Below are 26,562 nucleotides of genomic sequence, written 5' to 3' on the forward strand. Positions count from 1 at the left end.
CTTTTACCATGTTAGCCTCGCTCTGGTTGGTGTTAGCGCTACCATAAGGTGTTCAATGAATACCTTTTAGGTATTCATTGAACAGTCTAGCATGCCAATTTGACTGTTTTTTGATAGTTTTCAACGCTTTAGCTTAAAATACCGTCCATTCCAACTCAATACCCATTCTCTTCATGTTGAATTCTGTTCTAGCCCCACTTGGTTTTGTGATCATTTCCTACTTAATCGGCTCCATATCTTTCGCGGTCATCGTCAGTAAAGTGTTCGGCTTATCTGACCCACGTACTTATGGTTCTAAAAACCCTGGAGCAACCAATGTACTGCGCAGCGGTAATAAAGCGGCTGCGGTGCTGACCTTGATAGGGGATGCGTTTAAAGGCTGGTTAGCGGTCTGGTTAGCGCAAGCGCTGAATTTACCGGAACATGTTATCGCCCTGGTCGCGCTGGCGGTGTTTTTAGGGCATTTATGGCCGGTGTTTTTTAAATTTGAGGGTGGTAAAGGCGTGGCGACAGCAGCAGGCGTCTTGCTGGGTTTAAATGTTTGGTTGGGGCTCGGCACTCTGGCAACTTGGGTCGTCGTCGCTTTTTGCTTCCGTTATTCGTCGTTAGCAGCTTTGATGGCAGCGTTGTTTGCACCGTTTTATTCAGCGCTGATATTTGGCACGGCCAGCCCGGTTTTTTGGGCGGTATGCGTGATGAGTGCGTTACTTATTTATCGCCACCAACAAAATATTCGTAATTTAATTGCTGGTAAAGAAAGTCGTTTGGGTAGTAAGAAAACCGCTAATTGACGCAATTTTTAGCGATTTTCATACCCGCTATCTTTTTAATAAATACTATACAAGCTGATCCAAAGGCCATTTAGGTCGCACATTAAACGCGTAATCAAACTGCGCCTGGCTTGGATCAGCCTTCAAACGCATTGCACCAGCAAAGGCGATCATCGCGCCGTTGTCGGTGCAAAATTCTAATTCCGGATAATAAACCTCAAATCGCTTCTTGGCGGCAGCCGCATTCAAGCCTGCGCGTAGTTGCGTATTCGCGCCAACACCACCTGCAATCACCAGACGCTTTAAAGCGGAATGACGCATCGCGGTGCTGCATTTAGCGACGATCACATCGACCAACGCATCCACAAATCCACGTGCGACGTTGGCTTTATCTTGCTCCGTCAATTCCCCGACATGATTTTTAACCACGGTTAATACCGCGGTTTTCAAACCGGAAAAACTGAAATTTAAATCTTTGGAATGCAGCATCGGGCGCGGCAAGTTGTAAACACTTGGGTCGCCCGACTCGGCCAAACGCGAAATGGCAGGACCACCGGGATAAGATAAACCCAATAGTTTGGCCGATTTATCAAACGCTTCGCCAGCAGCATCGTCCAAGGTCTCGCCCAATAAAGTGTATTTCCCAACCCCTTCCACGCGCATTAATTGGGTATGTCCGCCGGACACGAGCAGGGAAATAAACGGAAATTGCGGCGGCTTGGAAGACAGCAAGGGCGACAATAAATGCCCTTCCAGATGATGAATTCCCAACATCGGTCGGCCCAACGCCAAGCCCAGACCGCAAGCCACCGACGCACCCACCAACAACGCACCAGCTAAACCCGGGCCTTGCGTATAGGCGATGGCATCAATCGCGCTTTTGTCTAAGTTTGCTTCACGCAAAACCTGTTCTAACAGCGGCAAAGCACGGCGAATATGGTCGCGCGAAGCCAGTTCTGGCACCACACCGCCATATTCCTGATGCATAGTAATTTGGGAATACAAAGCATGTGAAAGCAGGCCGGTTTCGGTATCTACCAAAGCCAAACCAGTTTCATCACAGGAAGATTCAACGCCGAGTACGATCATTTGCAATACCGATTTTTTACAATGCGATATTGTAGCTGATGTGGTGAGTAGGAAAAAACGTAACGGAACTAAACAGGTGGATTATTTCTTAAAAATATCAGGCCGCGATTTATTACGTTGCTCGTAAATAGTCCGGGCGTCCAGCTGGGCGCGCTCTAACGTACACATTTCAGGATGGTCGTCATGCAGGGTAAAAAAGTCGCCAGCTTGGGCGCGCATGACATATTTGATCGCTTGGGCATCGGTTAAATCAAAAAACTCGGTCATTAAAGTTGTGACTTCGTCCAGATATTCTTCGTAGGTCATCATGTTGCATCCAATCAGGTTGTGCGGCGGTGTTATGTATCTTAAATTCGTCTTAAATTCATTTAGACGAATTTTAGCCCTAACTACTACCGCCGGACAACCTAAAGGAGCTTTATCTTCAGATCAGGCTATCTGCTGCCACGTACTCAATGCCTAATTCACGCGCCACGGCTTCATAAGTCACCTTGCCCTGACAGACGTTTAAGCCGTTTTTAAGATGCACATCTTCTTTGCAAGCCAGCTTCCAACCTTTGTCTGCCAATGCCAAAGCATGACGGATCGTGGCGTTGTTCAGCGCAAATGTAGACGTACGGGCAACTGCGCCGGGCATATTGGCAACGCAATAGTGCACAACGTGGTCAACAATATAAGTCGGCTCAGCGTGGGTAGTTGCATGCGAAGTTTCAAAACAACCGCCCTGATCAATTGCCACATCCACCACGACCGCGCCGGGTTTCATTTTTTTGATCATGTCGCGGGTGACTAACTTCGGCGCTGCTGCGCCTGGTATCAAAACACCGCCAATCACTAAATCGGCCGCTAACACGGAATCTTCCACGGTTTGCGCGTTGGAATACAGCGTGCTGATACGGTTACCGTAAATCAAATCCAAGTGACGCAGGCGATCGATATTTTTATCTAATATCGTCACACGCGCACCGACTCCAACTGCGACTTGCAAGGCACTGGTTCCGACAACACCTGCGCCTAAAATCACCACGTGACCGGGAGCCACTCCAGGTACGCCGCCCAGCAACAAAGCCATTCCCCCTTTGGATTTTTCTAAGTGTGCTGCACCCGCCTGTATCGACATACGCCCTGCTACTTCGCTCATCGGAGCCAGCAAAGGCAAGCCGCCGCCCGGGCCAGTAATGGTTTCATAGGCAAAACAAATTGCGCCGGATGCAATCAACGCTTTGGTCTGTTCTGGATCAGGTGCCAAATGTAAATAGGTGTACAGAATTTGACCGGGGCGCAACATCGCGCATTCAACGGGTTGCGGCTCTTTGACTTTCACAATCATGTCGGCGCGCTTAAATATTTCCGCCGCGCCAGCTACCATTTCCGCACCCGCGGCCTGGTAGTCGGTATCCAGCAGACCGATTGCGGTTCCGGCATCGCTTTGGACGATGACTTTGTGGCCGCGCAAACACAACTCCCGCACGCTGGCCGGTGTTAAACCTACCCGATATTCATGGTTTTTAATTTCTTTTGGTACGCCAATTAACATGTTGTCTCCCTTTGTTTTTATTTCGGAAAAATGCTTTGTATTGAACTTACTACCAACTTAAGTAAATAACTTATGCCAAAAATATTCTATTCGGCAATATTTCAGGCATAAATGTTTTGTTTTGAATGTCAGGTTATCGGTTTATGAAAGTTTAAGCTTGCGCGCAAATTTGTAAGTGCTGAACTACCCCGTTGCTTAACTACACTGTCATTTACGTCATTCCCGCGCAGGCGGGAATCCAGGAATTCACACGCCTAGCGTTGAAGGCACTACGCGCCACTGGATCCCCGCATTCGCGAGGATGACGTTTTTGAAGGCTTGTGTTTTTTTGCGTAAAGCCTAAAAAATAAATCTTATTTCCATCAGAAAACAATTAGTCTACTCCAACAAAAAAGCCATCTGCAAGCAGATGGCTTTTTTGTGGCTTTTAATCAACGAGACTAATCCAGTGCCTTCACCATATCTTCAATAACCTTCTTAGCGTCACCAAACACCATCATGGTTTTATCCATATAGAACAACTCGTTATCCAAACCGGCATAGCCTGACGCCATAGAACGTTTATTCACGATGACTGTTTTCGCTTTATAAGCTTCCAAAATCGGCATACCGGCAATCGGCGATTTAGGATCTTTAGCAGCCGGATTCACCACGTCATTTGCGCCTAACACTAATACCACATCGGCCTGGGCAAATTCGTTATTAATATCTTCCATCTCAAACACCTGGTCATACGGCACTTCGGCTTCAGCCAATAACACGTTCATATGACCCGGCATACGACCCGCTACCGGATGAATCGCATATTTAACGCTAATGCCTTTTTCCGTCAGGTGTTCGGTCAATTCTTTTAAGGAATGTTGAGCACGCGCTACCGCCAAACCATAGCCGGGCACGATAATCACGGTTTCAGCATTACCTAATAAAAACGCGACATCATCAGCCGAACCGGATTTAACGTTACGTGCTGCTTGAGTACCGGTAGCTGCTTCGGCAGGTGCGCCGCCAAAGCCGCCCAACAACACATTAAAGAACGAACGGTTCATGGCTTTGCACATGATGTAAGACAGAATTGCGCCAGATGAACCGACCAATGAACCGGCAATAATCAACATGGAATTGTTGAGTGAAAAACCAATCCCGGCAGCGGCCCAACCTGAATAACTGTTCAACATGGAAACCACGACCGGCATATCCGCGCCGCCAATCGGGATGATGATGAGTACGCCCAGCGCAAAAGCGATTGCCGCCATCACCGCAAATGGCGTCCAGCTTTGTGTCACGCAAAACGCAATGCCGCAACCGAACATGGCTAATGCCAACACTAAATTGAGCATATGTTGGCCGGTAAAACTGACCGGTGCGCCCTGGAATAAACGGAATTTATATTTGCCGGATAATTTACCGAACGCGATCACCGAACCTGAAAAAGTAATCGCACCAACAAAAGTACCGATAAATAATTCGATTCGATTTCCGAATGGAATCAAGCCACCTTTTTCAGTCAGGTTAAATGCCCAAGGTTCAGACACTACCGCAACCGCAATACAGACTGCCGCCAAACCGATAAGTGAATGCATCGCCGCGACCAGTTCCGGCATTTTGGTCATTTCTACGCGCTTTGCTAACGTTGCGCCGATCACACCACCGACTACGACACCACCAACCACTAACGCCAAACCCATTCCTGAGCCTGCCAACTGCGATTTTAATTCCATCATCATCGCAATCGTGGTTACGACTGCAATCGCCATCCCCGCCATACCGAAGGCGTTACCACGTCTGGCTGAGGTTGGGTGCGACAAGCCTTTTAACGCCTGAATAAAGCATACCGAAGCAATCAAGTACAACATCACGACTAAATTAATACTCATTATTTGTGCTCCTTGCTGTCAGCACTTACCTGCGCTTTTTTAGGCTCTTTTTTCTTAAACATTTCCAGCATGCGCTGCGTGACTAAAAATCCACCGAACACATTCACCGCCGCCAAGGCAACCGCCAGGGTTCCCATGACCTGCGCCAGCAATCCTTCAGTGAGTCCTGCTGCCAACATCGCGCCCACAATAATGATGGCGGAAATCGCGTTGGTAACTGCCATCAGCGGAGTATGCAACGCTGGCGTAACAGTCCATACGACGTGATAGCCGACGTAAATCGCCAGAACAAAAATAATGAGATTAGTAAGCGTGTGACTGACTTCCATATTGACCTCTTTGTGTAAGGGAAATATCCCGTTGTCGTTTAAATTTGCCGCTGATTTACGTCGTAATTTGATTCACACTATTTAGGACTTATACAAAATTGTTCCAGCAAGGCGTGCCGACGCAGACAGTACTTTAGTACGGCAAGGAGAGCACAACGCAGCTGGGGCGATTTTGAGTAAGTCCTATTAGTTAAACAATTTTTCCTTTTTTAGACCGGTAATCTGATTTTTTTCATCGACAAACACGATCTTTGGCTGATACTTTGCCGCGTATTCTTCCGTCATGTGCGCGTAGGTACAAATAATCATCAAGTCACCTAATTGCACGCGCCGGGCAGCTGCACCGTTGAGTGAAATTTCACCGCTGCCACGTAGGCCTTTAATTGCGTAGGTGGCGAAACGTTCGCCATTGTTGACGTTGTACAGCTCTATCCGTTCACCGGGCAGAATGTCGGCCGCATCCAATAAATTTTCATCAATCCCGCATGAGCCCTCGTAGTTCAAGTCACATTGCGTGACGGTAGCACGATGAATTTTGGCTCTGAGCATATTACGTTGCATTGTTTTTTCCTTACTTTCTTAACTGATTTTATTAACTTGCTTCTTTACTTATTAATTTACTAGGATTTACGCAAAATTGTTCCAGCAAGGCACGCCGACGCAGACAGTACTTTAGTACGGCAAGGAGAGCGTAACGCCGCTGGAGCGATTTTTCGTAAGTCCTATTTACTTCTTTAACACTTCACCACCTGAACAGATCAATGTCGCGACAACTATTTCATCCTCACGATTAATCGCCAAGGCAGCATCTTTATCGATAATTAATTTTAAAAAATCCAGCACATTACGCGCATATAAAGCGGAGGCGTCGGCTGGCACCAGCGTAGCCAAATTCGGCACGCCGATAATATGTACGCCATATTTAGTAACAGTTGTTCCGCATTCAGAGAGTGGGCAATTACCGCCCTGCTCTACCGCCATATCCACAATCACCGAACCCGGCTTCATGGCTTTAACGGTTTCTTCCGAAATTAAGATAGGCGCTTTACGACCCGGAATTAACGCCGTAGTGATGATGATATCGGCCAGCTTGGCGCGTTCATGCACCAGTTCAGCTTGACGCCGCATCCAGTCGGCCGGCATAGAGCGCGCATAACCACCCACACCTTGCGCAATTTCTTTTTCTTCATCGGTGATGAATGGCACATCAATAAACTTGGCACCCAGCGATTCGACTTGTTCTTTAACTGGTGGACGCACATCGGAGGCTTCAATTACTGCACCTAAACGCTTGGCCGTTGCAATTGCCTGCAAGCCCGCCACACCCACGCCCATAATCAATACTCGCGCTGCTTTCACTGTACCGGCAGCGGTCATTAACATCGGCATAAACCGGCCATAGGTATTGGCTGCCAACATCACTGCTTTGTAGCCTGCAATATTGGCTTGCGAGGACAACACATCCATCGCTTGCGCACGCGTAATGCGCGGCGCCGCTTCCAGAGCAAAAGCATGAATACCGCACGCAGCCATGGCAGCGGTGTTTTCAGTATCAAAGGGATTCAACATACCGACCAGCACACTGCCTGACTTCATTAATGCCCGTTCGGCACTGTCTGGAGCGCGGACTTTGAGCACCAGCTCACAACCGAAGGCATCAGCTGCGTTCACAATTTGCGCGCCCGCAGCAACATAGGCTTCGTCGGGAATGCTTGATGCAATACCCGCGCCGGCTTGCACCAGCACCTGATGCTTGGCAGCGAGATATTTTTTAATTGTTTCTGGGGTCGCCGCAACCCGAGTTTCACCTGACTTAGTCTCGGCGGGGATGCCAATTTTCATACATTCACTCCCTTTATTAATGAAATATTAATTCAGTGATATTCAATATCATTCAAGCAAAACCCGTGGAAATAGCATCAACATTCTTATTTCAATGAGGCACCGAAGTTTCGCACAACAAACTTATATCTGTGAGCGAGCTTCGCGCTCCTTGTTGCAAAAATGATGCACCAATGACACATTCAGCAGCCTTACGCGACCCCGTACTATATAGGGATACTCACTTAATTTCATCCTTTGCGCTTGAGATTTTATACATATTTTGCATTAGCAAATTACCCTTTCAACGCTTAACTGGGCAAGAACCGTTAAAATAGCGACCTTATTGATTCTGAAATCCAATAATTAGGACTTACACAAAATTGTTCCAGCAACGAGTTTATTAAACCCTTGCCGACGAAGACAGTACGAATGTACGGCAAGGAAAGGTGTAGCAGGGAATTCAACAACATCGTTGTTGCCTGCGTAACGGCACTGGCTTGCCAGTGTGCGCCCTACAAGGGCAACGCCGCTGGAACTGTTTTGTGTAAGTCTTATTAATTCTAGATCACCAGCAGACCACTAAGAGGAAGCCAATGTCGGACATCTGGAAACCAGCCGTAACGGTTGCAGCAATTATTGAGCGCAATGGACTCTTTTTTATGATTGAAGAAGAAACGTCCGATGGGCTGCGCATTAACCAACCCGCTGGCCATTTAGATCCGGAAGAATCGTTGATTGACGCCGTGATACGCGAAACCAAAGAGGAAACTGCGCACGAATTTATGCCAAGCTATTTGGTGGGCACGTATTTGTCACGTTATATGTCCAAGCGGCGCGGGATTCCGGTCAGCTATTTACGCTTTGCGTTTGCAGGCAAACTTGGGCAAGAATACCAACAGCCGTTGGACGTGGGCATAGTACGCACCATGTGGATGAGTTATGACGAATTAGTCGCCACCAAAGAACGGCATCGCAGCGAATTAATATTACGCTGCATCGACGATTATCTGGCTGGCGCACGCATACCGCTATCGTTCATCTATACCGATAGCAGTGTCACAGAACCTCTTTAATTAATATTTGTAAGTAGCAAGGTAGTAACGATGGCAAAGAAACGCGTAGTAATTGGTATGTCAGGCGGGGTTGATTCCTCGGTTTCTGCACATCTGCTGAAAGAACAGGGCTATGAAGTAATCGGCCTGTTTATGAAGAACTGGGAAGACGACGACAATTCCGAATTTTGCTCTAGCCGGCAAGACTGGATAGACGCAGTCAGCGTCGCCGATGTGGTGGGCGTGGACATTGAAGCGGTGAATTTTGCGGCGGAATATAAAGACCGGGTGTTCTCTGAATTTTTACGTGAATACCAGGCTGGCCGCACTCCGAACCCCGATGTGTTGTGCAATGCTGAAATTAAATTTAAAGCTTTTTTAGATCACGCCATGCACTTGGGCGCTGACTTTATCGCCACAGGACATTACGCTCGGGTGCGCGAAGTGGATGGTCGTTTTGAATTGCTCAAGGCACTCGATTTAAGCAAAGATCAAAGCTATTTTTTGCATCGATTGAATCAGGCGCAACTCTGCAAAACTTTGTTTCCACTCGGTGAAATTCATAAAACCGAAGTACGCAAAATTGCCGAACAATTACAACTGCCTAACGCAACCAAAAAAGATTCCACCGGTATTTGTTTTATCGGCGAACGCCCGTTCCGCGAATTCTTAAATCGCTATTTGGTACAAAAACCGGGGCCGATGAAAACGCCGGAAGGTGAATTGGTGGGTCAGCATATTGGTTTAAGTTTTTACACGCTGGGGCAGCGCAAGGGTATCGGCATCGGCGGCATTAAGAGTCATCAAAATGCCGAAGGTAGTAGTGATGCCTGGTATGTGGCGCGTAAAGATATCGCCAACAACACGCTGTATGTTGTGCAAGGGCATGATCATCCCTGGTTACTGTCACCGACGTTAGCGGCAGACCAAGCTAGTTGGGTAGCAGGCAGTCCGCCGGAAACCGGGCAATTGAATGCTAAAACTCGTTATCGGCAGGCTGACGTGGCGGGGCTATTTGAAGCCACTGGCGCTAACCAGTTTAATCTGGCATTTACTGACCCGCAATGGGCAGTTACACCGGGACAATCGGCAGTGTTATACCAAGGGGACGTGTGTTTGGGCGGCGGAATTATTTGTAGCTGACTTACAGGTGGGTTATAGCTGACTGCTCGCATCAATACACAAGGCTTATGCAAACGATTTGCATAAGCCTTGTAAATATTAAATCAAAATCCTGCGACCAATCTCAACCACCTGATCACACGGCAGCCGATAGAAATCGGTTACGTGCATGCTGTTGCGCATCATCACGGCAAATAACGTCCCTTGCCAACGCTTAAACAGTCCGGCATCTTCATTGACCACCACTGTTTCCAATCCCAAATAATAAGTTGCCGCTTTTAAGTCCAACTCGCAAGATGAAAATGCCGGTTGTTGCAGCAACTTGGGAATATCAGGACGATCCATAAAGCCGTAACGCGCACTAATTCGCCAAAAATTTGGAGCCAATTCAGTCATGGTAAATCGCTCTGCATCGCTAATCCAAGGCACCGTTTCCACTACCACATTCACGGCGATAATTTTTTGTTGCAGCACTTGATTACGCTTCACATGCCAACGCATAACTGGCGGCGTACCTTCTGCCGTTCTAGTCAGAAAAACAGCGGTGCCAGCAACTCGGGAAATTTGTTGTGCTTCAATATCAGCCATAAATTGCGCAGCGGGTATGACGTTTTCATTGATCGCCTTTGAAACAGCCGCAACGCCGCGATGCCAAACCTGCATAACGCTATACACCAGCGCAGCCAGCAACAGTGGTACATAACCACCATCCAATAGCTTGACTAAATTTGCCGCAAAAAATCCGCCGTCAATAATCAAGAATACACCAGCGACCGCGCCACTCGCCCAGAGACTCCAACGCCATATTTCACGCATGGCAATAAACAATAATACCGATGTCATCAACATGGTCAGCGACACCGCAATACCGTAGGCTGCTGCCATATTGTCCGACGATTTAAAAAACAAGGCCATGCCGACCGTGACTATCATCAGCGTCCAGTTGATAGTACCGACATAAATTTGTCCATAACCGAATTCCGACGTTTGCTTAATCTGTAGACGCGGCAACCAGCCTAATTGAATTGCTTGCCGAGTCATGGAAAATGCGCCGGTAATAATCGATTGGCTGGCAATCACGGTTGCCACCGCCGCCAGTAAAACCATTGGAATTAACAGCGGTGCTGGACATAAACGATAAAAAATATTGTCAGCGGTTTCTGCACCGGAGAGCACCAGCGCAGCTTGCCCCGCATAGTTCAATAACAGGCTTGGGAATACAATCGCTGTCCATGCCAGACGGATCGGGCGTGCTCCAAAATGCCCCATATCGGCATAGAGCGCTTCCGCTCCGGTGACACATAAAAATACACCACCCAGCACCAGGAAACTGGTTAGCCCGTTCGACATTAAAAATTTCACACCATACATGGGATTAATCGCCACCAGCACCGATGGATGTTGAATGATGCCCCAAATTCCGAGTAGCGCAATACACAAAAACCAGACTGCCATCACCGGACCAAACGCTTTACCGATGCGCTCAGTACCCATCGGCTGAATCGCAAACAAGGCCAGCAAAATGACTACGGTGGCGGGCAAAACATAGGGCTTGGCCGCAGGGAACACGATATTTAATCCCTCCAATGCCGACAGAACCGAAATCGCGGGGGTAATCGCGCCATCACCATAAATTAGTGCCGCCCCCAACAAACCGGCCGCGACCACCAAAGGCCGTTTGCGCTTTTTAATTCCCAATAGTGCCATCAGTGCCAAAATACCGCCTTCGCCATTGTTATCAATGCGCATGGCAAATGACACGTACTTGACCGAAGTAACAATGATTAAGGTCCACAATAACAAGCTCAACAAACCAAGAATCACTGGAGCAGAAGGCGTGCCGCCAGATAAAGCCAACACCGTTTTCAGCGTATATAACGGACTAGTTCCAATATCACCAAACACGACCCCCAGCGCGGATAATCCTAATGCCGTAATTCCTGCTTGCTGCTTATTGATTAGCAACGGTGTTTTAGCTGGTGCCAGCGGTGCTGCTTGCGACATAAATTATCCTATCAAGTCCATGAATAAGTGTCGCAGCATGTTTTGCGACAGTAGTTGAAAGTAGCAATTATTAGTTTTAAAGCCAGATGAATGGGCAAGCATAGCCGATTTAGCTAGCGCCATGGTGACAGCTCTGTGATATGGATAAGTTGAATTACTTTTGGTTCGATTTTTTTATTTTTCAGAATACCAGGGTATTTTTTAAAAAAATACCTCGATTAATAAATAAAGCTAATGAGCTAATAACATACTCATTAAAAAATGATTTTTAATCGATCGGAAAGCCATTGGATAGGTTAAATATTAAAATAAATATTAGGAGTATATGAATTCACTGCTTTTTACCAAAAATTTCAGCTAATTCTACGTAAATAAAAATGGCAATACTGCATCAGCCAACGTTGAAGCCCACAAGCAATGGAAAAGTGACTACACTACCCGAATTATTAATCTTGGAGCCATCGATGCAAAATCTGTTTTTGCGCTACACCACGCTACTACTTTCTGGCGCCATCTTCATCTTCAGCCTGTTATTTTTCAACGTACATGAAAGTATTAGCTGGTTGCTGGTCATTTCAGCCGCCTTAATTTGCATTGGTGTGCATGACATCATCCAGACCAAAAGCTCGATATTACGTAATTACCCGATCTTGGCGCACTTCCGTTTTTTGTTTGAATTAATCCGCCCAGAAATTCGTCAGTACTTTTTAGAAGAAGATACCTCGCCCAATCCATTCTCGCGCAATCAACGTTCAATTGTTTATCAGCGCGCCAAACAACAGTTAGATAAACGACCTTTCGGCACGCAGCTCGATGTCTATCAGGCGGGTTACGAATGGATCGGTCATTCCATTACCCCTGCACCGATCACCACCCACGACTTCCGCATCACCATCGGCGCAGATCGTGCCCAACCATACTCTGCCAGTATTTTTAATATTTCCGCGATGAGTTTTGGCGCGCTTTCTGCCAACGCGATCCGCGCTTTAAATCAAGGCGCACATAAAGGTAACTTTATGCACGACACTGGCGAAGGCAGCATTAGCCGCTATCACCGGCCAGAAAACGAGCATGAACAAGGCGGCGATTTAGTGTGGAATATTGGCTCCGGTTATTTTGGCTGCCGCAATCCCGATGGCAGTTTTAGCGAAGAAAAATTTACCGCCAACGCCAATCTTCCGCAAGTCAAAATGATTGAAGTAAAGCTCTCGCAAGGCGCCAAACCAGGTCATGGCGGTTTGCTGCCCGGCAGTAAAGTGAGCGCAGAAATTGCGAAGGCACGCGGCGTAACGGAAGGCGTTGATTGCGTTTCACCTTCATCACACAGTGCATTTAGCACCCCGATTGAATTGCTACAGTTTATCGAAAAATTACGCACCTTATCAGGCGGAAAGCCTACCGGTTTTAAATTTGCAGTTGGTCATCCATGGGAATTTTTTGGCATTGTTAAAGCCATGCTAGTCACTGGCATACATCCCGACTTTATTGTTGTGGATGGTGGCGAAGGCGGCACCGGAGCAGCTCCGGTTGAATTTACCGACCATGTCGGCGTGCCATTGCAGGAAGCGCTGTTATTGGTACATAACACGCTGGTTGGTTGCAATTTACGCGATAAAGTGAAGATTGGCGCGTCGGGCAAAATCATCACCGCGTTTGATATTACCCGCACCCTGGCGTTAGGCGCAGACTGGTGTAATTCCGCGCGCGGCTTCATGTTTGCGCTCGGCTGCATACAATCCCAAAGCTGCCACACCGACCGCTGCCCAACCGGTGTTGCCACGCAAGACCCACTGCGCCAACGCGCTTTATTTGTACCGGATAAAGCAGAACGGGTTTTCCACTTTCATGACAACACATTAAAAGCGATGTCAGAGCTCATCGCGGCTGCCGGACTGACTCATCCGAACCAATTACGTCCGCATCATTTAGTGCGCCGTGTTTCACCGGATCAGGTGCGCTTGGTATCAAGTTTGTTACCCTATCTAGCGACTGGTCAACTGCTTGAACCGGTGCAATTGCAAGGACTGCCAGATGTCTACGCGACCTACTGGCCAATTGCTCAGGCGGAATCGTTTCATCCTATAAACTAAATCCAAAGTTAAGCGAGCACAAGGTTGCTCGCTTATTCTTTATGCCGATTTTTTTATTCCAATAAATACATCCACCGCCTGCTCACCTAAATACTGCTCAAAATCAGTTTTATAGCATCGAGCCTGTTCAGGATGTTGTTCAAAATATGCCCAGACTTGGCCCCACGTTTGAATCAGGGCCGCAGGCATTGCGCCACGCGCCTCAAATACCAAATAATCACCGTCACATATTGCGACATGGCTGAATTCGTGACCGGCTGCGCTCACCAAGGCACCGACGGTCAGATCATATTCACCGCTCGCATCGGACTCATAACCAGAATACACGCCAAACACGGCTGGCTCTGAAGGCTGATGCGGAATGCTATTCAGTGCATCCGTTGCGAACAACGTGCCCCACAGCGCTGGAATTTTGGCGCGTGATGAATCAAATTCATCGCAGTTTTTAGTCCTAACCGCCAAACCCGCGACCCTGAATTCAGTTACTTGCTTAATCAATGGCTTCATTATTGCTATTCCGTTAAAAAATAATCGCGAAATTTTATCATTGAATTAATACATTCATCGCGGTGCAAAAAAATCTTGCAAATAAGGCTAACTTCAATAATAATCTAAATAAGAATAATTATCATTTAGATTTGGAGTAGTGTATGATTCCGTTAAAACAGCCCGTACCAGCTAGTCAGCAAGAAACTAAAGATGCCAAAAAGACCGAAAAAGTCGAAACATTGCGCATCCTGAGTAAAGACATCATGCGCAATTTACGCGAATTGGAAATTGATCATGAGGGCCGGATTTACCGCTTGCGTATTACCCAGTTGAATAAGTTAATTTTAACGGCTTAAAACACCAGCCATTACAGTGAGAAATTTTCATGATTAATCAATCTGCAAATGCCTCAAGCAGGCCTGAAATACTAATTGCTGCGGTGCTACATTTAATGTCGCATTACAGCACCAATAACGCGCTCAATAAAGATCACGGTGTTTGCGTAAAGTTGGCAGCTGTTATCGAAAGACATTTGACGATTTTGTCTGAACTTCCCGACTTAGCACCCGTATTACGTGCTACCTGCGAGCAACTGTCGGAGCAATGGACAATGGTTGTGGAGCACACCATGCCGCAACAAAGCAAAAGTGGCTTGCTAGCACGCTGGCGCAATGGTGCGCAGCTCAACTAACTGACCTGAACTAACCTTACTCAACAAAAAGTGAGAACAAAATGATCGTTTGCGTTTGCCATAATATTTCTGAAAGTCGTATCAAAACTGCTATCCAGCAGGGGATAAACAGTATGCCTTTGTTACGCGAGAATTTGGAATTAGGAACTTGTTGCGGCAAATGCAAGTCATGCACGAAAAAAATTCTACGTGAATGTATGCCGCATGAAGATCACAAACACGGACAACATCACCCAATCCACTTTCATGCAATGGCTGCCTGAAGTAATGCATCGAACCCATGCCGATACTTAAAACCCTATTCGCCAAACTACACCGCGCTACGCCGTTAATAATAATTATTGCTGTACATGTCAGTATCTTTGCGTTGTTGCAAAACAGCTTTTCCCCCAATACCGTCGCACCCGGTTTAGCTGTCAAGGAAGTCACCGTTAATTTTATTACCCCTGATCCAGTCAGCGAAGCACCGCCAGTACCAAAAGCATCTACACCACCAAAGACCGTGCCGATTGCTACGCCCGCTAAACCGACTATTCTGCCTACGCCTGTCGAAACAGCACTTGCAGCACCCGCACCAACTCATGAAGCGGTGAACACAACAACAGAAAGCGTAATTGCTCATCCTCAACCAGCTGAAACTACGCCGGTTGCAAGCACAGCACCGGCCGTACCGAAAACAATTACGGGTGTAAGTTATTTGCAGGAACCACAAGTGGTCTACCCGATGATATCGAAACGCATGAACGAACAAGGACGAGTCCTGTTGCATATTTTGGTCGATGAATTCGGTGTACCGCAAAAAATAAAAATTCAACAATCATCGGGCTCAGAACGACTCGATGAAGCAGCCAAAGTCGCTGCCGCCAAAGCCCTATTTAAACCTTATCGCGAAGATGGTAAATCACAGCCCGTATATGTGGTGGTACCTATTAATTTTCGGCTCAATTCTTAATATTTAGATTGGATACTTACTATGTCAGCCAACCCCTACAGCATCGAAACCCTACTTACAGACGGTGATTTTGTCACACGCGGCGTCACTTTTTTATTAATCGCTATGTCTATCGCTTCCTGGCTGGTGATTGTCACCAAATCATTGCAATTATGGCGCTATCGGCATTCATCAAAAGCCGCTGGGCAAACGTTTTGGGATACCACCAGCGTCTCTGAAGGCCTGTCTACTCTGGGTAAAGAAAATCCGTTTTCCGACATTGCTCAAGCTGGTGTGACTGCCATGCGCCACCACACTGCACATAAAGGTCATTTACATGACCAGCTCACGGTTTCTGACTGGGTAACGCTGTCGTTACGTCAGGCGATTGATGAAACTACCGCAAAATTACAAGCTGGTATGGCGATCTTGGCCTCAGTCGGATCAACCGCTCCATTTGTTGGATTATTTGGTACCGTGTGGGGAATTTTGCATGCTCTGGTATCAATCGGCACGTCTGGTCAAGCCGGTATTGAGCAAGTTGCAGGGCCTGTCGGCGAAGCATTGATCATGACGGCGCTCGGTTTGGCGGTAGCGATTCCAGCCACCTTTGGTTATAACGTATTAGTCCGCGGTAATAAAAACATCATCGCCAAACTGAATAAATTCGGCTTTGATTTACACGCCCTGTTTGTCACTGGCGCACGCTCAACAGATGAAACAAAAAACGCACCGGCCAAGTTAGTTGCAGTGCCCGTAGTGGCTAATATGGGAGCTGCATAATGAGCATGGGTTCTTTATCTGACAGCGACGAAGACGACTTCAATCCCGAAATAAATACCACGCCGTTAGTCGATGTGATGCTGGTATTGCTGATTATTTTCATCATTACGATTCCCGTGCTCAACCACAATATCAAAATTGATTTGCCGCATGCCTCCAGCAAGGTAGATAAGGTGAAACCGGAAAATATTCAGTTAGCCATTGATGCCGATGGCCAACTGTTCTGGGATAAAGAATTACTCGACCAGAGCGAATTGCAAGCGCGTATTGCCAGTGCCGCATTAAAAGAACCGCAACCGGAATTACATCTACGCGCCGAACGGCTCACGCCATATGAAAAAATTGCTCAAGTCATGTCGGCAGCGCAGTCAGGTGGTTTAACCAAGATCGGTTTTGTTACCGAACCAGGAAAACACTAATTTCAGCTTAGGATTTAAGACTAAGTTCGCTGGGAAATACCGGCGATGTAATAAGAATTACGTATTACTACTTTACCCTTCACTTACCTTCTAGCCAGCTTTCATGCCAGCGAATTGATTTATTATTCACTGGAGAAATATGGCCTTTTTACATCAATCAAGTGTTGCAGTCGCCGTTACGCTGGCACTGCAACGCCTAGCTAATGCAGAGCAATTAGCTGACCCTATCCCCTTAGATGAAATCACCGTCACTGCTACGCGCAGTGCCAGCGATGTGAATAAGGTCGCCGCCACCGTCACGGTACTACCAAGCGAAAAATTAGATACCGGTTTGGTTCACGACATCAAAGACCTGGAACGGCTAGATCTCGGAATTTCGATACGACAGGCACCAACCCGCTTTGGTGCATCGTTTGGCTCCACTGGCCGCGCAGGGAATGAAGGCATTAATATTCGCGGATTGGAGGGCAATCAAATATTATTGCAAGTCGATGGAATTCGTCTACCGAACGCGTATTCATTCGGCCCGCAAAGCACCGGGCGTGGCGACTATCTCGACATGGATTCCCTGAAAACCGTTGAAATTTTACGCGGCTCCAGCTCGTCTTTATACGGTAGTGATGGTTTGGCTGGCGCAGTCAGTTTTATTACTAAAGATCCTGAAGATTATTTCGACTCGGCTGACAAAAACACTTACTTCAGCGTAAAAAATGCCTTTAACTCATTGGACAATAGTTGGGGTTTAACTGGCACTGCGGCACTGCGTAATGATCAGCTACAGGCCCTATTATTACTGTCACATAAACAAGGGAACGAAACCAAAAACATGGGCGATCGTGACGCGCCCAACTTCACTCGCGACCAACCCAACCCACAAGACAAAAAAAGCGACTATGCGCTGGCGAAACTGGTGTTCAATATCGATGCGCAACAGCGTATTAAACTCACTGCCGAAAGCCTACGCCGCGACAGCGATACCAATGTTCTCACTGCTCGCCTGGCACCGCCACCGCCTGCATCCGACAACACATTAATTGTGCCGCCGTTACGCCCAAATACGGTGCTCGATTTGCAGGCCGCCGATAACCTACAGCGTGACCGCTTCAGCTTGAATTACATCTACGAGGAGAATAATAACCCTTGGTGGCAAACCGTAGATTTGAACGCTTACCATCAGTCCAGTGAAAACCAGCAAGCCAGCTTTGAAACGCGTAATACCGCAGCAAACCGGATACGCGACAACAGCTACTCTCAAGACACCACGGGCATCAGCGCGCAATTCAACAGCAAACTAGGACAGCAACAGCAATTAATTTACGGCGCTGACTGGAGTCGCGCCAACATCAGCTCGCTACGTGACGGCACCGTGCCAGGCAATGGGGAAACATTTCCCACCAAAGCGTTTCCCGACACAACTTACTCACTGTTCGGCGCTTTTCTACAAGATGAAATCCAGGTCGGTAACTGGAATATCACCCCAGCACTGCGTTACGACAAATACACATTAACCCCGCACACAGACGGGCAATACAAAATTAGTTCTGCTGCATCAAACGGCAATTCTTTTTCACCAAAACTAGGCGTTGTCTATCAAGCCCAGCCGGGATTAAATTTATTTGCACAATACGGACATGGCTTCCGGGCTCCGACGCCGGAGATGGTTAACAACGGTTTTTCCAATCCGGCTCATGGCTATGTCACCATTTCCAATCCGAATTTAAAACCGGAAGCAAGCAACAATTTTGAACTCGGCCTACGCGGCCAAACCGGCACCTTACGCTACAGCGTCAGTGCCTTTATAGGGCGCTATAGCGACTTTATCCGGCAAACCATAGTAAGCGGCGCTGGTACACCAACCAACCCTACCGTTTATCAATATGTGAATATGGACAAAGCGCAAATACACGGCATGGAAGCGCGTGCCAAATGGGAAGTGAATCCCAAACTCAATGTGTTGGCGGGGCTGGCGATTACACGCGGCAGTCTGGAGCAAAACGGAATTAGCAATCCCCTTGATACGGTTGATCCCGCCAAACTCAATTTAGGTATTAATTATCAGTTCAGCGATGCGTGGAGCAGCAATGCCACGCTTACCCATGTTGCCGCCAAATCTGCCAGTCAAAGTGAATTCGGAAACCGTGATTTTTTACCGGGTAGTTATCAGGTTTTTGATCTGAGTACCCAATACCGCTTTAACAAAAACTTAAGCGTGAACGCAGGAATTTTCAACCTGTTCAATCACAAATACTACCAGTGGTCAGATGTCCGAGGAATAGCGGCCAACTCCGTGTTCAAGGATGCTTATAGCGCTCCAGGCCGCAATGTCAGTTTAAATATCACGTATCAATTTTAAATTCGCAATTTTAAATACACCACTTTAAAAAGGAACAATCATGCAAAGCAATGTACAAAAAAATTATTCGGAATCCAGTGACTTATCTACTGACTTGCAAGCCCGCTATCAAAAATTAAAGCAGCAAACAAAAATTCGGGTTCGAGATGCGGCACAACAACTTGGTGTGAGCGAAGCGGAATTAGTCGCCTCAGGTATGAACGAAAATGTGATCCGGCTGGATGGGCCATTTCACGATTTAATGGCCCGCATTCATGAACTCGGCACCGTGATGGCACTTACTAGAAATGAATCTGTCGTGCATGAAAAAGACGGGATCTATCTCAACATGAGTTGTCAGGGTGAAGTCGGCATGGCATTAGGTGCCGAGATCGATTTGAGAATTTTTTATCGCCATTGGCACCACGGCTTTGCTGTCATTGATATGCTTGAAACCGAACACGAAACCCGGGCGCAGCGCAGCCTGCAATTTTTCGATGCGCAAGGTACAGCGGTGCATAAAATCTACTTGCGCAACCACAGCAATGTCACAGCTTTTAGCCAATTGGTTTCTGACTTTGCATCACAAGATCAAACTAGCCAGCTCGCCATTTTGCCTGCTGCGGTAAAGTCACGCATCAAACCGGATCAAGAAATTGACGTAGACGGATTAAGAGCCGCCTGGTCATCCATGCAGGACACGCATGAGTTTTTTGGTTTATTGAAAAAATTTGAAGCGGACCGGCATCAGGCACTGCGCCTGACAAAAACTGAATTCGCTTATCAGGTGAGCCTGTCATCGGTACGGCTGTTATTACAAACCGTCGCCATGCGCGCAACGCCGATCATGGTGTTTGTTGGCAATCAGGGCATGATACAAATCCACAGCGGCCCAATACAAAACGTTAAGGTGATGGACTCATGGCTAAACATTCTCGACCCCGGCTTTAACCTGCATTTACGGGAAGACGATATTGCCTCCGTCTGGGTGGTAAAAAAACCGACTGCCGATGGCATCGTTACCTCGCTCGAGTTATTTAATGCCGACAATGAAAACATCACCATGTTTTTCGGCCAGCGCAAACCGGGCAAGCCGGAACTCACCGAATGGCAGGATGCGATCAACGAACTGTCCTGAGCTAATCTACAAAAAATCATCCTATGAAAATAAGTGCCCTACTAGTTATGCTGGCCTTACTACCCAGCGCACATGCCGCACGCGTGATATCGATAGGCGGCTCGATGACTGAGATCGTGTATCTACTCGGTGCCGAAAAAGAATTGGTGGCCGTCGATAGCACCAGCCAGTTCCCGGCTGCCGCGAGTAAATTACCGCAAATAGGCTATCAACGCTCCTTGTCTACCGAGGGCATCTTGGCACTGCGCCCCGATCTGGTGTTAGCCACTGCTGACGCAGGACCACCGGTAGTTCTAAAACAATTACAGCAGGTTGGTGTCAAACTCAATCAGGCACAGGTTCAACATACCGCTGAAAATGTGCTGGAAAAAATCCGCCTGATTAGCCATGCATTGAATCTGCCCAGCACCAGTTTGGAACAGCAATTTCAACGGCAATGGCAGAGCACTAAAACTAAAGTGGCTGAGTATGGATCGCATCCAAAAGTGTTATTCATTCTGGATCACAGCGGTACCAGCAGCATGATTGCCGGTGACCAAACTGCCGCGCAAGCCATGATCGATTATGCCGGTGGCAGTAATGCGGTACGCGGCGTAACTGGCTATAAACCACTGACGGCGGAAGCTGTGATTATGGCCGCGCCCGCCGTAATTTTGATTAGCCAGGAAGGGCTGGATGCTATCGGCGGTGTAGATAAATTGCTGCAACGCCCAGGATTATCCATGACACCAGCCGGAAAAACACGCCGGATTGTGGTCATGGATGCGGCCTATCTACTCGGTTTTGGACCCAGGCTGCCGCAAGCAGTTCTGGATCTAGCAACTAAAATTCATTGAAAGTCATTGCTTATGGAAACGACGTTGACCCACACCAAATTACCTCGCTTACATCAGGCCTGCCCGGTATTGGCCTCGCTAGATTTTGAGCGCAGTTATCAATGGTATTCCCAATTAGGTTTTCATCGGGCACACGATCATCCTCTGGTACTCAAACGTGACGATGTGACCTTGCATTTCCGGGCTTGCAAAGAGTCGCACATCGCGGCCACGACTTCATGCAGAATTGCCGTGCACAACATCGCTGATTGGTATGAATTTTGTCTCAATTTGCAGATAGTCCATCCCAAAGCGCCTCTTACTACGCAGCCGTGGGGATTGCAGGAATTTGCAGTTCTGGATGTGGATAATAATTTACTAGTGTTCTTTTCATGATCCTGGCTCCAGCACAACAGTCTCTGCAACTTCGCAGCGTGAATCTGACCATTCCAGTCTTGCTGCTAATTTTATGCGCCATCATTATTATCAGCATCGGCAGTGGCGCAGTTCCCATCGCGCCGCGACAAGTACTGGCTATTTTAGGTAGCAAAATAGGCTGGGGTGGAGAGTGGATTAAACTCGCCGATTTTTCTGATCAGCAAGCCGCGGTGCTATCGCTAATCCGCCTGCCACGCGTATTGCTGGGCATATTAGTCGGCGCTGGTCTGGCTTGCAGCGGCGTTGCATTGCAGGGCTTATTCAGAAATCCATTGGCTGATCCCGGCTTAATCGGCGTGTCAGGTGGCGCGGCGCTAGGTGCGACTTCTGTGATTGTCATGGGCGCGACTTGGCTACCTGGTTTGTCGCAAAGTCTGGGCTTATTCACGCTACCGCTCGCAGCATTTTTAGGTGGCTTTGGCATTGCCTTTTTAATTTATCAATTAGCCCGCAATGGCGGAATAACGGCCTTACCGATCATGCTGCTGGCCGGCATTGCAGTGAATTCATTAACAGGCGCTGCTATTGGCAGTTTCACCTATATCGCCGACGACGCCCAATTGCGCAGCCTGACTTTTTGGAGCATGGGTAGTCTGGGTAACGCAAGCTGGGACATCATCGCCTTGCTCACCCCAATTGTTACGATTGCAATCTATGGCATGGCACGTTTAATTCCAGCTTTAAATGCCTTGGCATTAGGAGAAGCCGAAGCTGGTCACATGGGTTTCAATACCAACCAAATCAAACGCTGGGCAATCTTCTGGAGTGCCTTGGCAGTTGGTAGTTTAGTGGCGTTTACCGGCATGATCGGTTTCATTGGATTGGTAACGCCGCACGTTATCCGATTACTATGCGGCCCGAATCATCGCATCGTCATGCCCGCCTCTGCTTTACTCGGTGCTATTTTTATTTTACTGGCCGACTTATGCGCCCGTACCGCGGTTGCTCCGGCAGAAATTCCGATCGGGATATTAACCGCCTTAATTGGCGCGCCATTCTTCCTCGGGTTACTTCTCAAACAACGCGCTAACTGGAGAGGCTAATGCTCATAGCTGACAATATTAAAGTACGCATCGGCACCAATACACTGCTCAACAAAGTTTCAATTACTATCAAGCCCGGTGAGTTAGTCGCCGTGCTTGGCCCCAACGGGGCTGGCAAATCTACCTTGCTGAAAGCCTTGTCCGGCGAACGTAAGCCGGAACACGGTAGTATCACCCTCAACCAGCGGCCACTACAGCAGTGGAGCTCACGGGAGCTGGCTTATATGCGCGCCGTGCTGCCGCAGGAATCCCATCTGTCGTTTGCGTTTTCGGTACAGGATGTAGTGCTGTTTGGCCGACTGCCGCACTGCCAGGGACGGATGGGTGGTATTTCACGACATGATGTGTCGATTGCCAAACTGATGATGGAAAAAATGGGCGTTAGCCATATGGCGCAGCGCGACTTTACCCAATTGTCCGGCGGTGAAAAGTCCCGTGTACAACTTGCTCGGGTCTTTGCCCAGATTTGGGAGCCATGGCAAGACTTGCCGCGTTACCTGATGCTGGACGAACCGACCGCGGCACTCGATTTGCCGCATCAACATTATTTGTTACAGGCTGCCAAAGAATTATGCCGTGATCAAGCCGTTGGCATTGTGGCGATACTGCACGATGTTAATCTGGCCGCTCAATATGCTGATCGTATTGTTTATCTAAAACAGGGACACGCATTAGCCAGTGGCAATGTACGCAGCATGTTGACAGCCGATTATATTAAAAGCTGTTTCGGTATCCCCAATATCGTGATTGATCATCCACTCACAGGAGTTCCGGTAATGTTGCCCGCACTGTGATCAAATCTTTATTTCACTTTTGCTATTTTTGAACTATCATCATTCTTTCAATCTGGTCGTTTTAAACGCTCAACTACTTTTTTATAGAATATGAGAGGTCGCTATGAAAGGTGATGCTAAAGTTGTTAAATTATTGAATGCACAACTCACTAATGAATTAAGTGCTATCAATCAATATTACTTACACTCCAGAATGTACAAAAACTGGGGATTTGACAAGATCGCCAAGAAAGAATTTGAAGAATCTATCGGCGAAATGAAGCACGCTGATAAATTAATTGATCGCATCTTGATGTTAGACGGCTTACCTAATCTGCAAGCGCTACATAAACTCATGATCGGCGAACATACAGCTGAAATGTTGGAATGTGATCTGAAACTTGAAACCGCTGCGCAAAAAACCGTTAAAGAAGGTATTTCCGTCTGCGAAGCACATGGTGATTATGTTTCTCGCGAATTATTCCAAGAGATTCTTGAAGACACCGAAGAACATATTGATTGGCTGGGAACTCAGATTGATTTGATTGCTAAAGTAGGCATACAAAACTACTTGCAGTCACAAATGAGCGCTGGTAGCTAACAAATAAAAAAGGACGCTGAGCGTCCTTTTTTGTGCCTGCTTATTTCTAGCTTATTTCAAACTCATTGCGGAATCGTTTCTTTAAACGAAGGACGCTCTGATAATTTATCAAATAACTTAGCCAAATTCGGATAATCAGTGCGCCAGTCAAGTTCAGGAAAGCGGAAGCTTAACCAACCTAAAGCGCACCCAACGCAAACGTCTGCCAGGTTGTAATGCACACCGCCGCAAAATGGCGCGTCACCCAAACCCGTCGACATTGCTTTTAAACCTGCATGAACCTTACTCATCTGGCGCGCAATCCAGTCGTTGCTTTGCAACTCTGGAGCACGTTGGGTTAATTCCAGACGAACCAAAATTGCCGCATCTAACACGCCATCTGCCAAGGCTTCCCAGCATTTGACGCCAGCACGTTCCCGCCCGTGGCTTGGAATTAATTTGCTGACTGGCGTTAACGTATCTAAATATTCCACGATGACATGGGAGTCAAACATGGAACTATTGTCTTCCATGATTAAACAGGGGACTTTGCCGATGGGGTTTGAGCTTTGAATAGTTGTGTCTGGTGCCCAGACATTTTCCAGAATTAAATCGCATTCAAGTTTCTTTTCCGCTAAAACAATGCGGACTTTTCGTACAAAAGGGCTTGCCGTTGAGCCAATTAGTTTCATAGGTTCTCTAAATTTTAGTGTAGTCAAATTATAACATTGCGCCTATTCAAAACCGTTGCGCATAAAAAATATACCCGTTGAACAACAATTCCCATTGACCTTTATAGAAACCCGTTGCCTGCTTATGGCATAAGAAATGGTAAAATCACGTCTGACCAAACTAGGCTGTGAATTACAGTGCATATTCAACACTTATTGCAGAATGAATTACAGCACGTACTACAGAACGCATTGCAGCGAATTCTTACTTTATCAGCCTAGTCGACTAATGCATAATAATTTTTGGCATTCTTGAGCATTCCCCACCATTTTTTTGTTTTCAACACACATCATGTCACTCACAACTCTCTCCGCACTTTCCCCTCTAGACGGTCGCTACGCAAGTAAAGTTGATCCTTTGCGCGCCATTTTGTCTGAAACAGGTTTCATGCATCATCGTGTCAAAGTGGAAATTTCCTGGCTTCAAGCACTCTCCAATGCCGGTTTTGCAGAAATCAAACCATTTTCCGCGAGTGCGAATTCATTTTTAGATAAAATTGCCAGCGAATTTGGCGAGGCTCAAGCAGCGCGGATTAAAGAAATTGAAGCAGTGACCAATCATGATGTAAAAGCCGTTGAATATTGGATTAAAGAGCAAGTCAAAGATGTTCCTGAATTGCTGGCAGCTTCAGAATTCATCCATTTTGCCTGCACGTCTGAAGACATCAACAATACTTCGCACGGCATGATGTTGTTAGCTGCGCGTAATCAAGTTATGTTGCCAGCTTTGCGCAACTTAATCGCCAAACTGACTGAAATCGCGCATGACAACGCGGCCTTGCCGATGTTGTCGCGTACTCACGGACAACCTGCCAGCCCAACCACGTTAGGCAAAGAAATCGCCAACGTCGTGGCTCGTTTGCAAGGTGCGGTAACACGAATTGCTGCTGTTGAAGTACTGGCAAAAATGAATGGCGCAGTAGGTAATTACAACGCCCACTTATCAGCTTACCCTGATGTTGACTGGGAAGCTTTTTCCAAGCAAGTGATTGAGCAACGCTTAGGCTTAAAACATAACCCGTACACAATTCAAATTGAGCCACACGATTACATGGCTGAAATGTTTGATGCGTTTGCACGCGCCAACACGATTCTGCTCGATTTAAACCGCGATATCTGGGGTTACATCTCCATCGGTTATTTTAAACAACGTACCAAAGCAGGTGAAATTGGTTCTTCAACCATGCCGCACAAAGTTAACCCGATTGATTTTGAAAATTCAGAAGGCAATCTTGGTTTGGCAAATGCAGTTCTGAAACATCTTTCAGAAAAATTACCGGTTTCCCGCTGGCAGCGTGACTTAACCGACTCCACTGTATTGCGTAATATTGGCGTGGCATTCGGCTACACATTATTAGCCTATGACAGTTGCTTACGCGGTTTGAATAAACTGGAAGTGAATCCTAGTCGCATTGCAGAAGATTTGGATGCAACATGGGAAGTATTGGCCGAGCCAGTGCAAACCGTGATGCGTCGTTACGGGATTGAAAATCCGTACGAACAATTGAAAGAATTAACGCGCGGTAAAGGTATTTCTAAAGACGCATTGCGTGAATTTATTTTAGGTTTGGCGATTCCAGAATCAGCGAAAAAATTATTGCTTGAAATGACACCAGCCAATTACATTGGTATTGCGGCTGAGTTAGCTCGCAAGGTTTAAAGCGCAGGGTTATACCTATATTATAAAAATCCATCTTTTAGCGAAGAT

28 protein-coding genes are annotated in these 26,562 nt (G+C 47.1%); 18 read left to right on the forward strand and 10 right to left on the reverse strand.

The genetic code is table 11. The features are described from left to right. The first annotated feature begins 173 nt into the window (after positions 1–173). On the forward strand, positions 174–791 hold the full coding sequence (gene plsY / locus S2091_RS07965) for a glycerol-3-phosphate 1-O-acyltransferase PlsY (protein ID WP_105531268.1): 618 nt from the start codon (positions 174–176) through the stop codon (positions 789–791). Between the two features lie 45 nt (positions 792–836). On the opposite strand, the gene tsaD is transcribed toward plsY, so the two are convergent. The 7 genes from tsaD to S2091_RS08000 all read right to left on the reverse strand — a co-directional run bounded on the left by tsaD (position 837) and on the right by S2091_RS08000 (position 7,441). Further along, on the reverse strand, positions 837–1,859 hold the full coding sequence (gene tsaD, locus S2091_RS07970; RefSeq protein WP_105531269.1) for a tRNA (adenosine(37)-N6)-threonylcarbamoyltransferase complex transferase subunit TsaD: 1,023 nt from the start codon (positions 1,857–1,859) through the stop codon (positions 837–839). A gap of 81 nt (positions 1,860–1,940) precedes the next feature. Continuing rightward, positions 1,941–2,165: a hypothetical protein gene (locus tag S2091_RS07975; protein ID WP_105531270.1), complete on the reverse strand. Its 225-nt coding sequence runs from the start codon at positions 2,163–2,165 to the stop codon at positions 1,941–1,943. 118 nt (positions 2,166–2,283) lie between these two features. Then, positions 2,284–3,396 (reverse strand): alanine dehydrogenase, encoded by a 1,113-nt coding sequence (gene ald, locus S2091_RS07980; RefSeq protein ID WP_105531271.1) that lies wholly within the window; start codon positions 3,394–3,396, stop codon positions 2,284–2,286. A 440-nt stretch (positions 3,397–3,836) separates the two neighbouring features. Beyond that, positions 3,837–5,270: an NAD(P)(+) transhydrogenase (Re/Si-specific) subunit beta gene (locus tag S2091_RS07985; RefSeq protein ID WP_105531272.1), complete on the reverse strand. Its 1,434-nt coding sequence runs from the start codon at positions 5,268–5,270 to the stop codon at positions 3,837–3,839. Next, the gene (locus S2091_RS07990; RefSeq protein WP_105531273.1) at positions 5,270–5,599 is read right to left on the reverse strand and encodes an NAD(P) transhydrogenase subunit alpha part 2; all 330 of its coding nucleotides are present in this window, start codon (positions 5,597–5,599) and stop codon (positions 5,270–5,272) included. The genes S2091_RS07985 and S2091_RS07990 overlap by 1 nt, the downstream gene beginning before the upstream one ends. A 186-nt stretch (positions 5,600–5,785) precedes the next feature. Beyond that, a complete protein-coding gene (gene panD, locus S2091_RS07995; protein WP_105531274.1) occupies positions 5,786–6,160 on the reverse strand; it encodes an aspartate 1-decarboxylase in 375 nt (124 codons plus the stop codon). Between the two features lie 165 nt (positions 6,161–6,325). After that, on the reverse strand, positions 6,326–7,441 hold the full coding sequence (locus tag S2091_RS08000) for a Re/Si-specific NAD(P)(+) transhydrogenase subunit alpha (RefSeq protein ID WP_105531275.1): 1,116 nt from the start codon (positions 7,439–7,441) through the stop codon (positions 6,326–6,328). 575 nt (positions 7,442–8,016) lie between these two features. On the opposite strand from S2091_RS08000, the gene S2091_RS08005 reads away from it, so the two are divergent. Both S2091_RS08005 and mnmA read left to right on the forward strand, forming a co-directional pair. Beyond that, a complete protein-coding gene (locus tag S2091_RS08005; RefSeq protein ID WP_105531276.1) occupies positions 8,017–8,496 on the forward strand; it encodes an NUDIX hydrolase in 480 nt (159 codons plus the stop codon). A gap of 3 nt (positions 8,497–8,499) precedes the next feature. Further along, positions 8,500–9,618 (forward strand): tRNA 2-thiouridine(34) synthase MnmA, encoded by a 1,119-nt coding sequence (gene mnmA / locus S2091_RS08010; RefSeq protein ID WP_279337561.1) that lies wholly within the window; start codon positions 8,500–8,502, stop codon positions 9,616–9,618. Between the two features lie 78 nt (positions 9,619–9,696). Here the strand turns inward: mnmA and S2091_RS08015 are convergent, their stop codons facing one another. Continuing rightward, positions 9,697–11,601, reverse strand: a complete 1,905-nt coding sequence (locus tag S2091_RS08015; RefSeq protein ID WP_105531278.1) for a potassium transporter Kup — start codon at positions 11,599–11,601, stop codon at positions 9,697–9,699. A 464-nt stretch (positions 11,602–12,065) separates the two neighbouring features. On the opposite strand from S2091_RS08015, the gene S2091_RS08020 reads away from it, so the two are divergent. Continuing rightward, positions 12,066–13,691, forward strand: a complete 1,626-nt coding sequence (locus S2091_RS08020; protein ID WP_105531279.1) for an FMN-binding glutamate synthase family protein — start codon at positions 12,066–12,068, stop codon at positions 13,689–13,691. A gap of 39 nt (positions 13,692–13,730) precedes the next feature. Here the strand turns inward: S2091_RS08020 and S2091_RS08025 are convergent, their stop codons facing one another. Beyond that, the gene (locus S2091_RS08025) at positions 13,731–14,198 is read right to left on the reverse strand and encodes a GyrI-like domain-containing protein (protein ID WP_105531280.1); all 468 of its coding nucleotides are present in this window, start codon (positions 14,196–14,198) and stop codon (positions 13,731–13,733) included. Positions 14,199–14,341: 143 nt separating this feature from the next. On the opposite strand from S2091_RS08025, the gene hemP reads away from it, so the two are divergent. The 13 genes from hemP to bfr all read left to right on the forward strand — a co-directional run bounded on the left by hemP (position 14,342) and on the right by bfr (position 24,144). Continuing rightward, on the forward strand, positions 14,342–14,536 hold the full coding sequence (hemP, locus tag S2091_RS08030) for a hemin uptake protein HemP (RefSeq protein ID WP_105531281.1): 195 nt from the start codon (positions 14,342–14,344) through the stop codon (positions 14,534–14,536). 29 nt (positions 14,537–14,565) lie between these two features. After that, a complete protein-coding gene (locus S2091_RS08035) occupies positions 14,566–14,871 on the forward strand; it encodes a hypothetical protein (RefSeq protein ID WP_105531282.1) in 306 nt (101 codons plus the stop codon). Between the two features lie 41 nt (positions 14,872–14,912). After that, entirely contained in the window at positions 14,913–15,134 is a 222-nt protein-coding gene (locus tag S2091_RS08040) for a (2Fe-2S)-binding protein (RefSeq protein WP_105531283.1), read from the forward strand. Between the two features lie 17 nt (positions 15,135–15,151). Further along, positions 15,152–15,823 carry an energy transducer TonB gene (locus S2091_RS08045; protein WP_105531284.1) on the forward strand — a complete coding sequence of 224 codons (672 nt, stop codon included), beginning with the start codon at positions 15,152–15,154 and terminating at the stop codon, positions 15,821–15,823. Positions 15,824–15,844: 21 nt separating this feature from the next. Continuing rightward, positions 15,845–16,585, forward strand: coding sequence for a MotA/TolQ/ExbB proton channel family protein (locus S2091_RS08050; RefSeq protein ID WP_105531285.1), 741 nt, complete (start codon positions 15,845–15,847; stop codon positions 16,583–16,585). Next, complete coding sequence (locus tag S2091_RS08055) at positions 16,585–17,004, forward strand: ExbD/TolR family protein (RefSeq protein ID WP_105531286.1); 420 nt, start codon at positions 16,585–16,587, stop codon at positions 17,002–17,004. The genes S2091_RS08050 and S2091_RS08055 overlap by 1 nt, the downstream gene beginning before the upstream one ends. A gap of 139 nt (positions 17,005–17,143) precedes the next feature. Further along, positions 17,144–19,357 carry a TonB-dependent hemoglobin/transferrin/lactoferrin family receptor gene (locus S2091_RS08060; protein ID WP_105531287.1) on the forward strand — a complete coding sequence of 738 codons (2,214 nt, stop codon included), beginning with the start codon at positions 17,144–17,146 and terminating at the stop codon, positions 19,355–19,357. A 37-nt stretch (positions 19,358–19,394) separates the two neighbouring features. Further along, entirely contained in the window at positions 19,395–20,474 is a 1,080-nt protein-coding gene (locus S2091_RS08065; RefSeq protein ID WP_423828233.1) for a hemin-degrading factor, read from the forward strand. Positions 20,475–20,497: 23 nt separating this feature from the next. Beyond that, a complete protein-coding gene (locus S2091_RS08070) occupies positions 20,498–21,310 on the forward strand; it encodes a heme/hemin ABC transporter substrate-binding protein (RefSeq protein ID WP_105531289.1) in 813 nt (270 codons plus the stop codon). Positions 21,311–21,334: 24 nt separating this feature from the next. Continuing rightward, a complete protein-coding gene (locus S2091_RS08075) occupies positions 21,335–21,685 on the forward strand; it encodes a VOC family protein (RefSeq protein ID WP_133166878.1) in 351 nt (116 codons plus the stop codon). Then, positions 21,682–22,770 carry a FecCD family ABC transporter permease gene (locus S2091_RS08080; protein ID WP_105531291.1) on the forward strand — a complete coding sequence of 363 codons (1,089 nt, stop codon included), beginning with the start codon at positions 21,682–21,684 and terminating at the stop codon, positions 22,768–22,770. Before S2091_RS08075 ends, S2091_RS08080 begins: the two co-directional genes overlap by 4 nt. Next, positions 22,770–23,564, forward strand: coding sequence for a heme ABC transporter ATP-binding protein (locus S2091_RS08085; RefSeq protein WP_105531292.1), 795 nt, complete (start codon positions 22,770–22,772; stop codon positions 23,562–23,564). The genes S2091_RS08080 and S2091_RS08085 overlap by 1 nt, the downstream gene beginning before the upstream one ends. A 103-nt stretch (positions 23,565–23,667) precedes the next feature. Further along, the gene (bfr, locus tag S2091_RS08090; RefSeq protein WP_105531293.1) at positions 23,668–24,144 is read left to right on the forward strand and encodes a bacterioferritin; all 477 of its coding nucleotides are present in this window, start codon (positions 23,668–23,670) and stop codon (positions 24,142–24,144) included. A gap of 62 nt (positions 24,145–24,206) precedes the next feature. Here bfr and S2091_RS08095 read toward each other — a convergent pair whose 3' ends face one another. After that, positions 24,207–24,815, reverse strand: coding sequence for a glutathione S-transferase family protein (locus tag S2091_RS08095; RefSeq protein ID WP_105531294.1), 609 nt, complete (start codon positions 24,813–24,815; stop codon positions 24,207–24,209). A 331-nt stretch (positions 24,816–25,146) separates the two neighbouring features. Here S2091_RS08095 and purB point away from each other — a divergent pair, with 331 nt between their 5' ends. Next, entirely contained in the window at positions 25,147–26,514 is a 1,368-nt protein-coding gene (gene purB, locus S2091_RS08100) for an adenylosuccinate lyase (protein WP_105531295.1), read from the forward strand. Positions 26,515–26,562: the final 48 nt, after the last annotated feature.

The organism is Solimicrobium silvestre (genome assembly GCF_002976435.1).
GTDB lineage: Bacteria > Pseudomonadota > Gammaproteobacteria > Burkholderiales > Burkholderiaceae_D > Solimicrobium > Solimicrobium silvestre.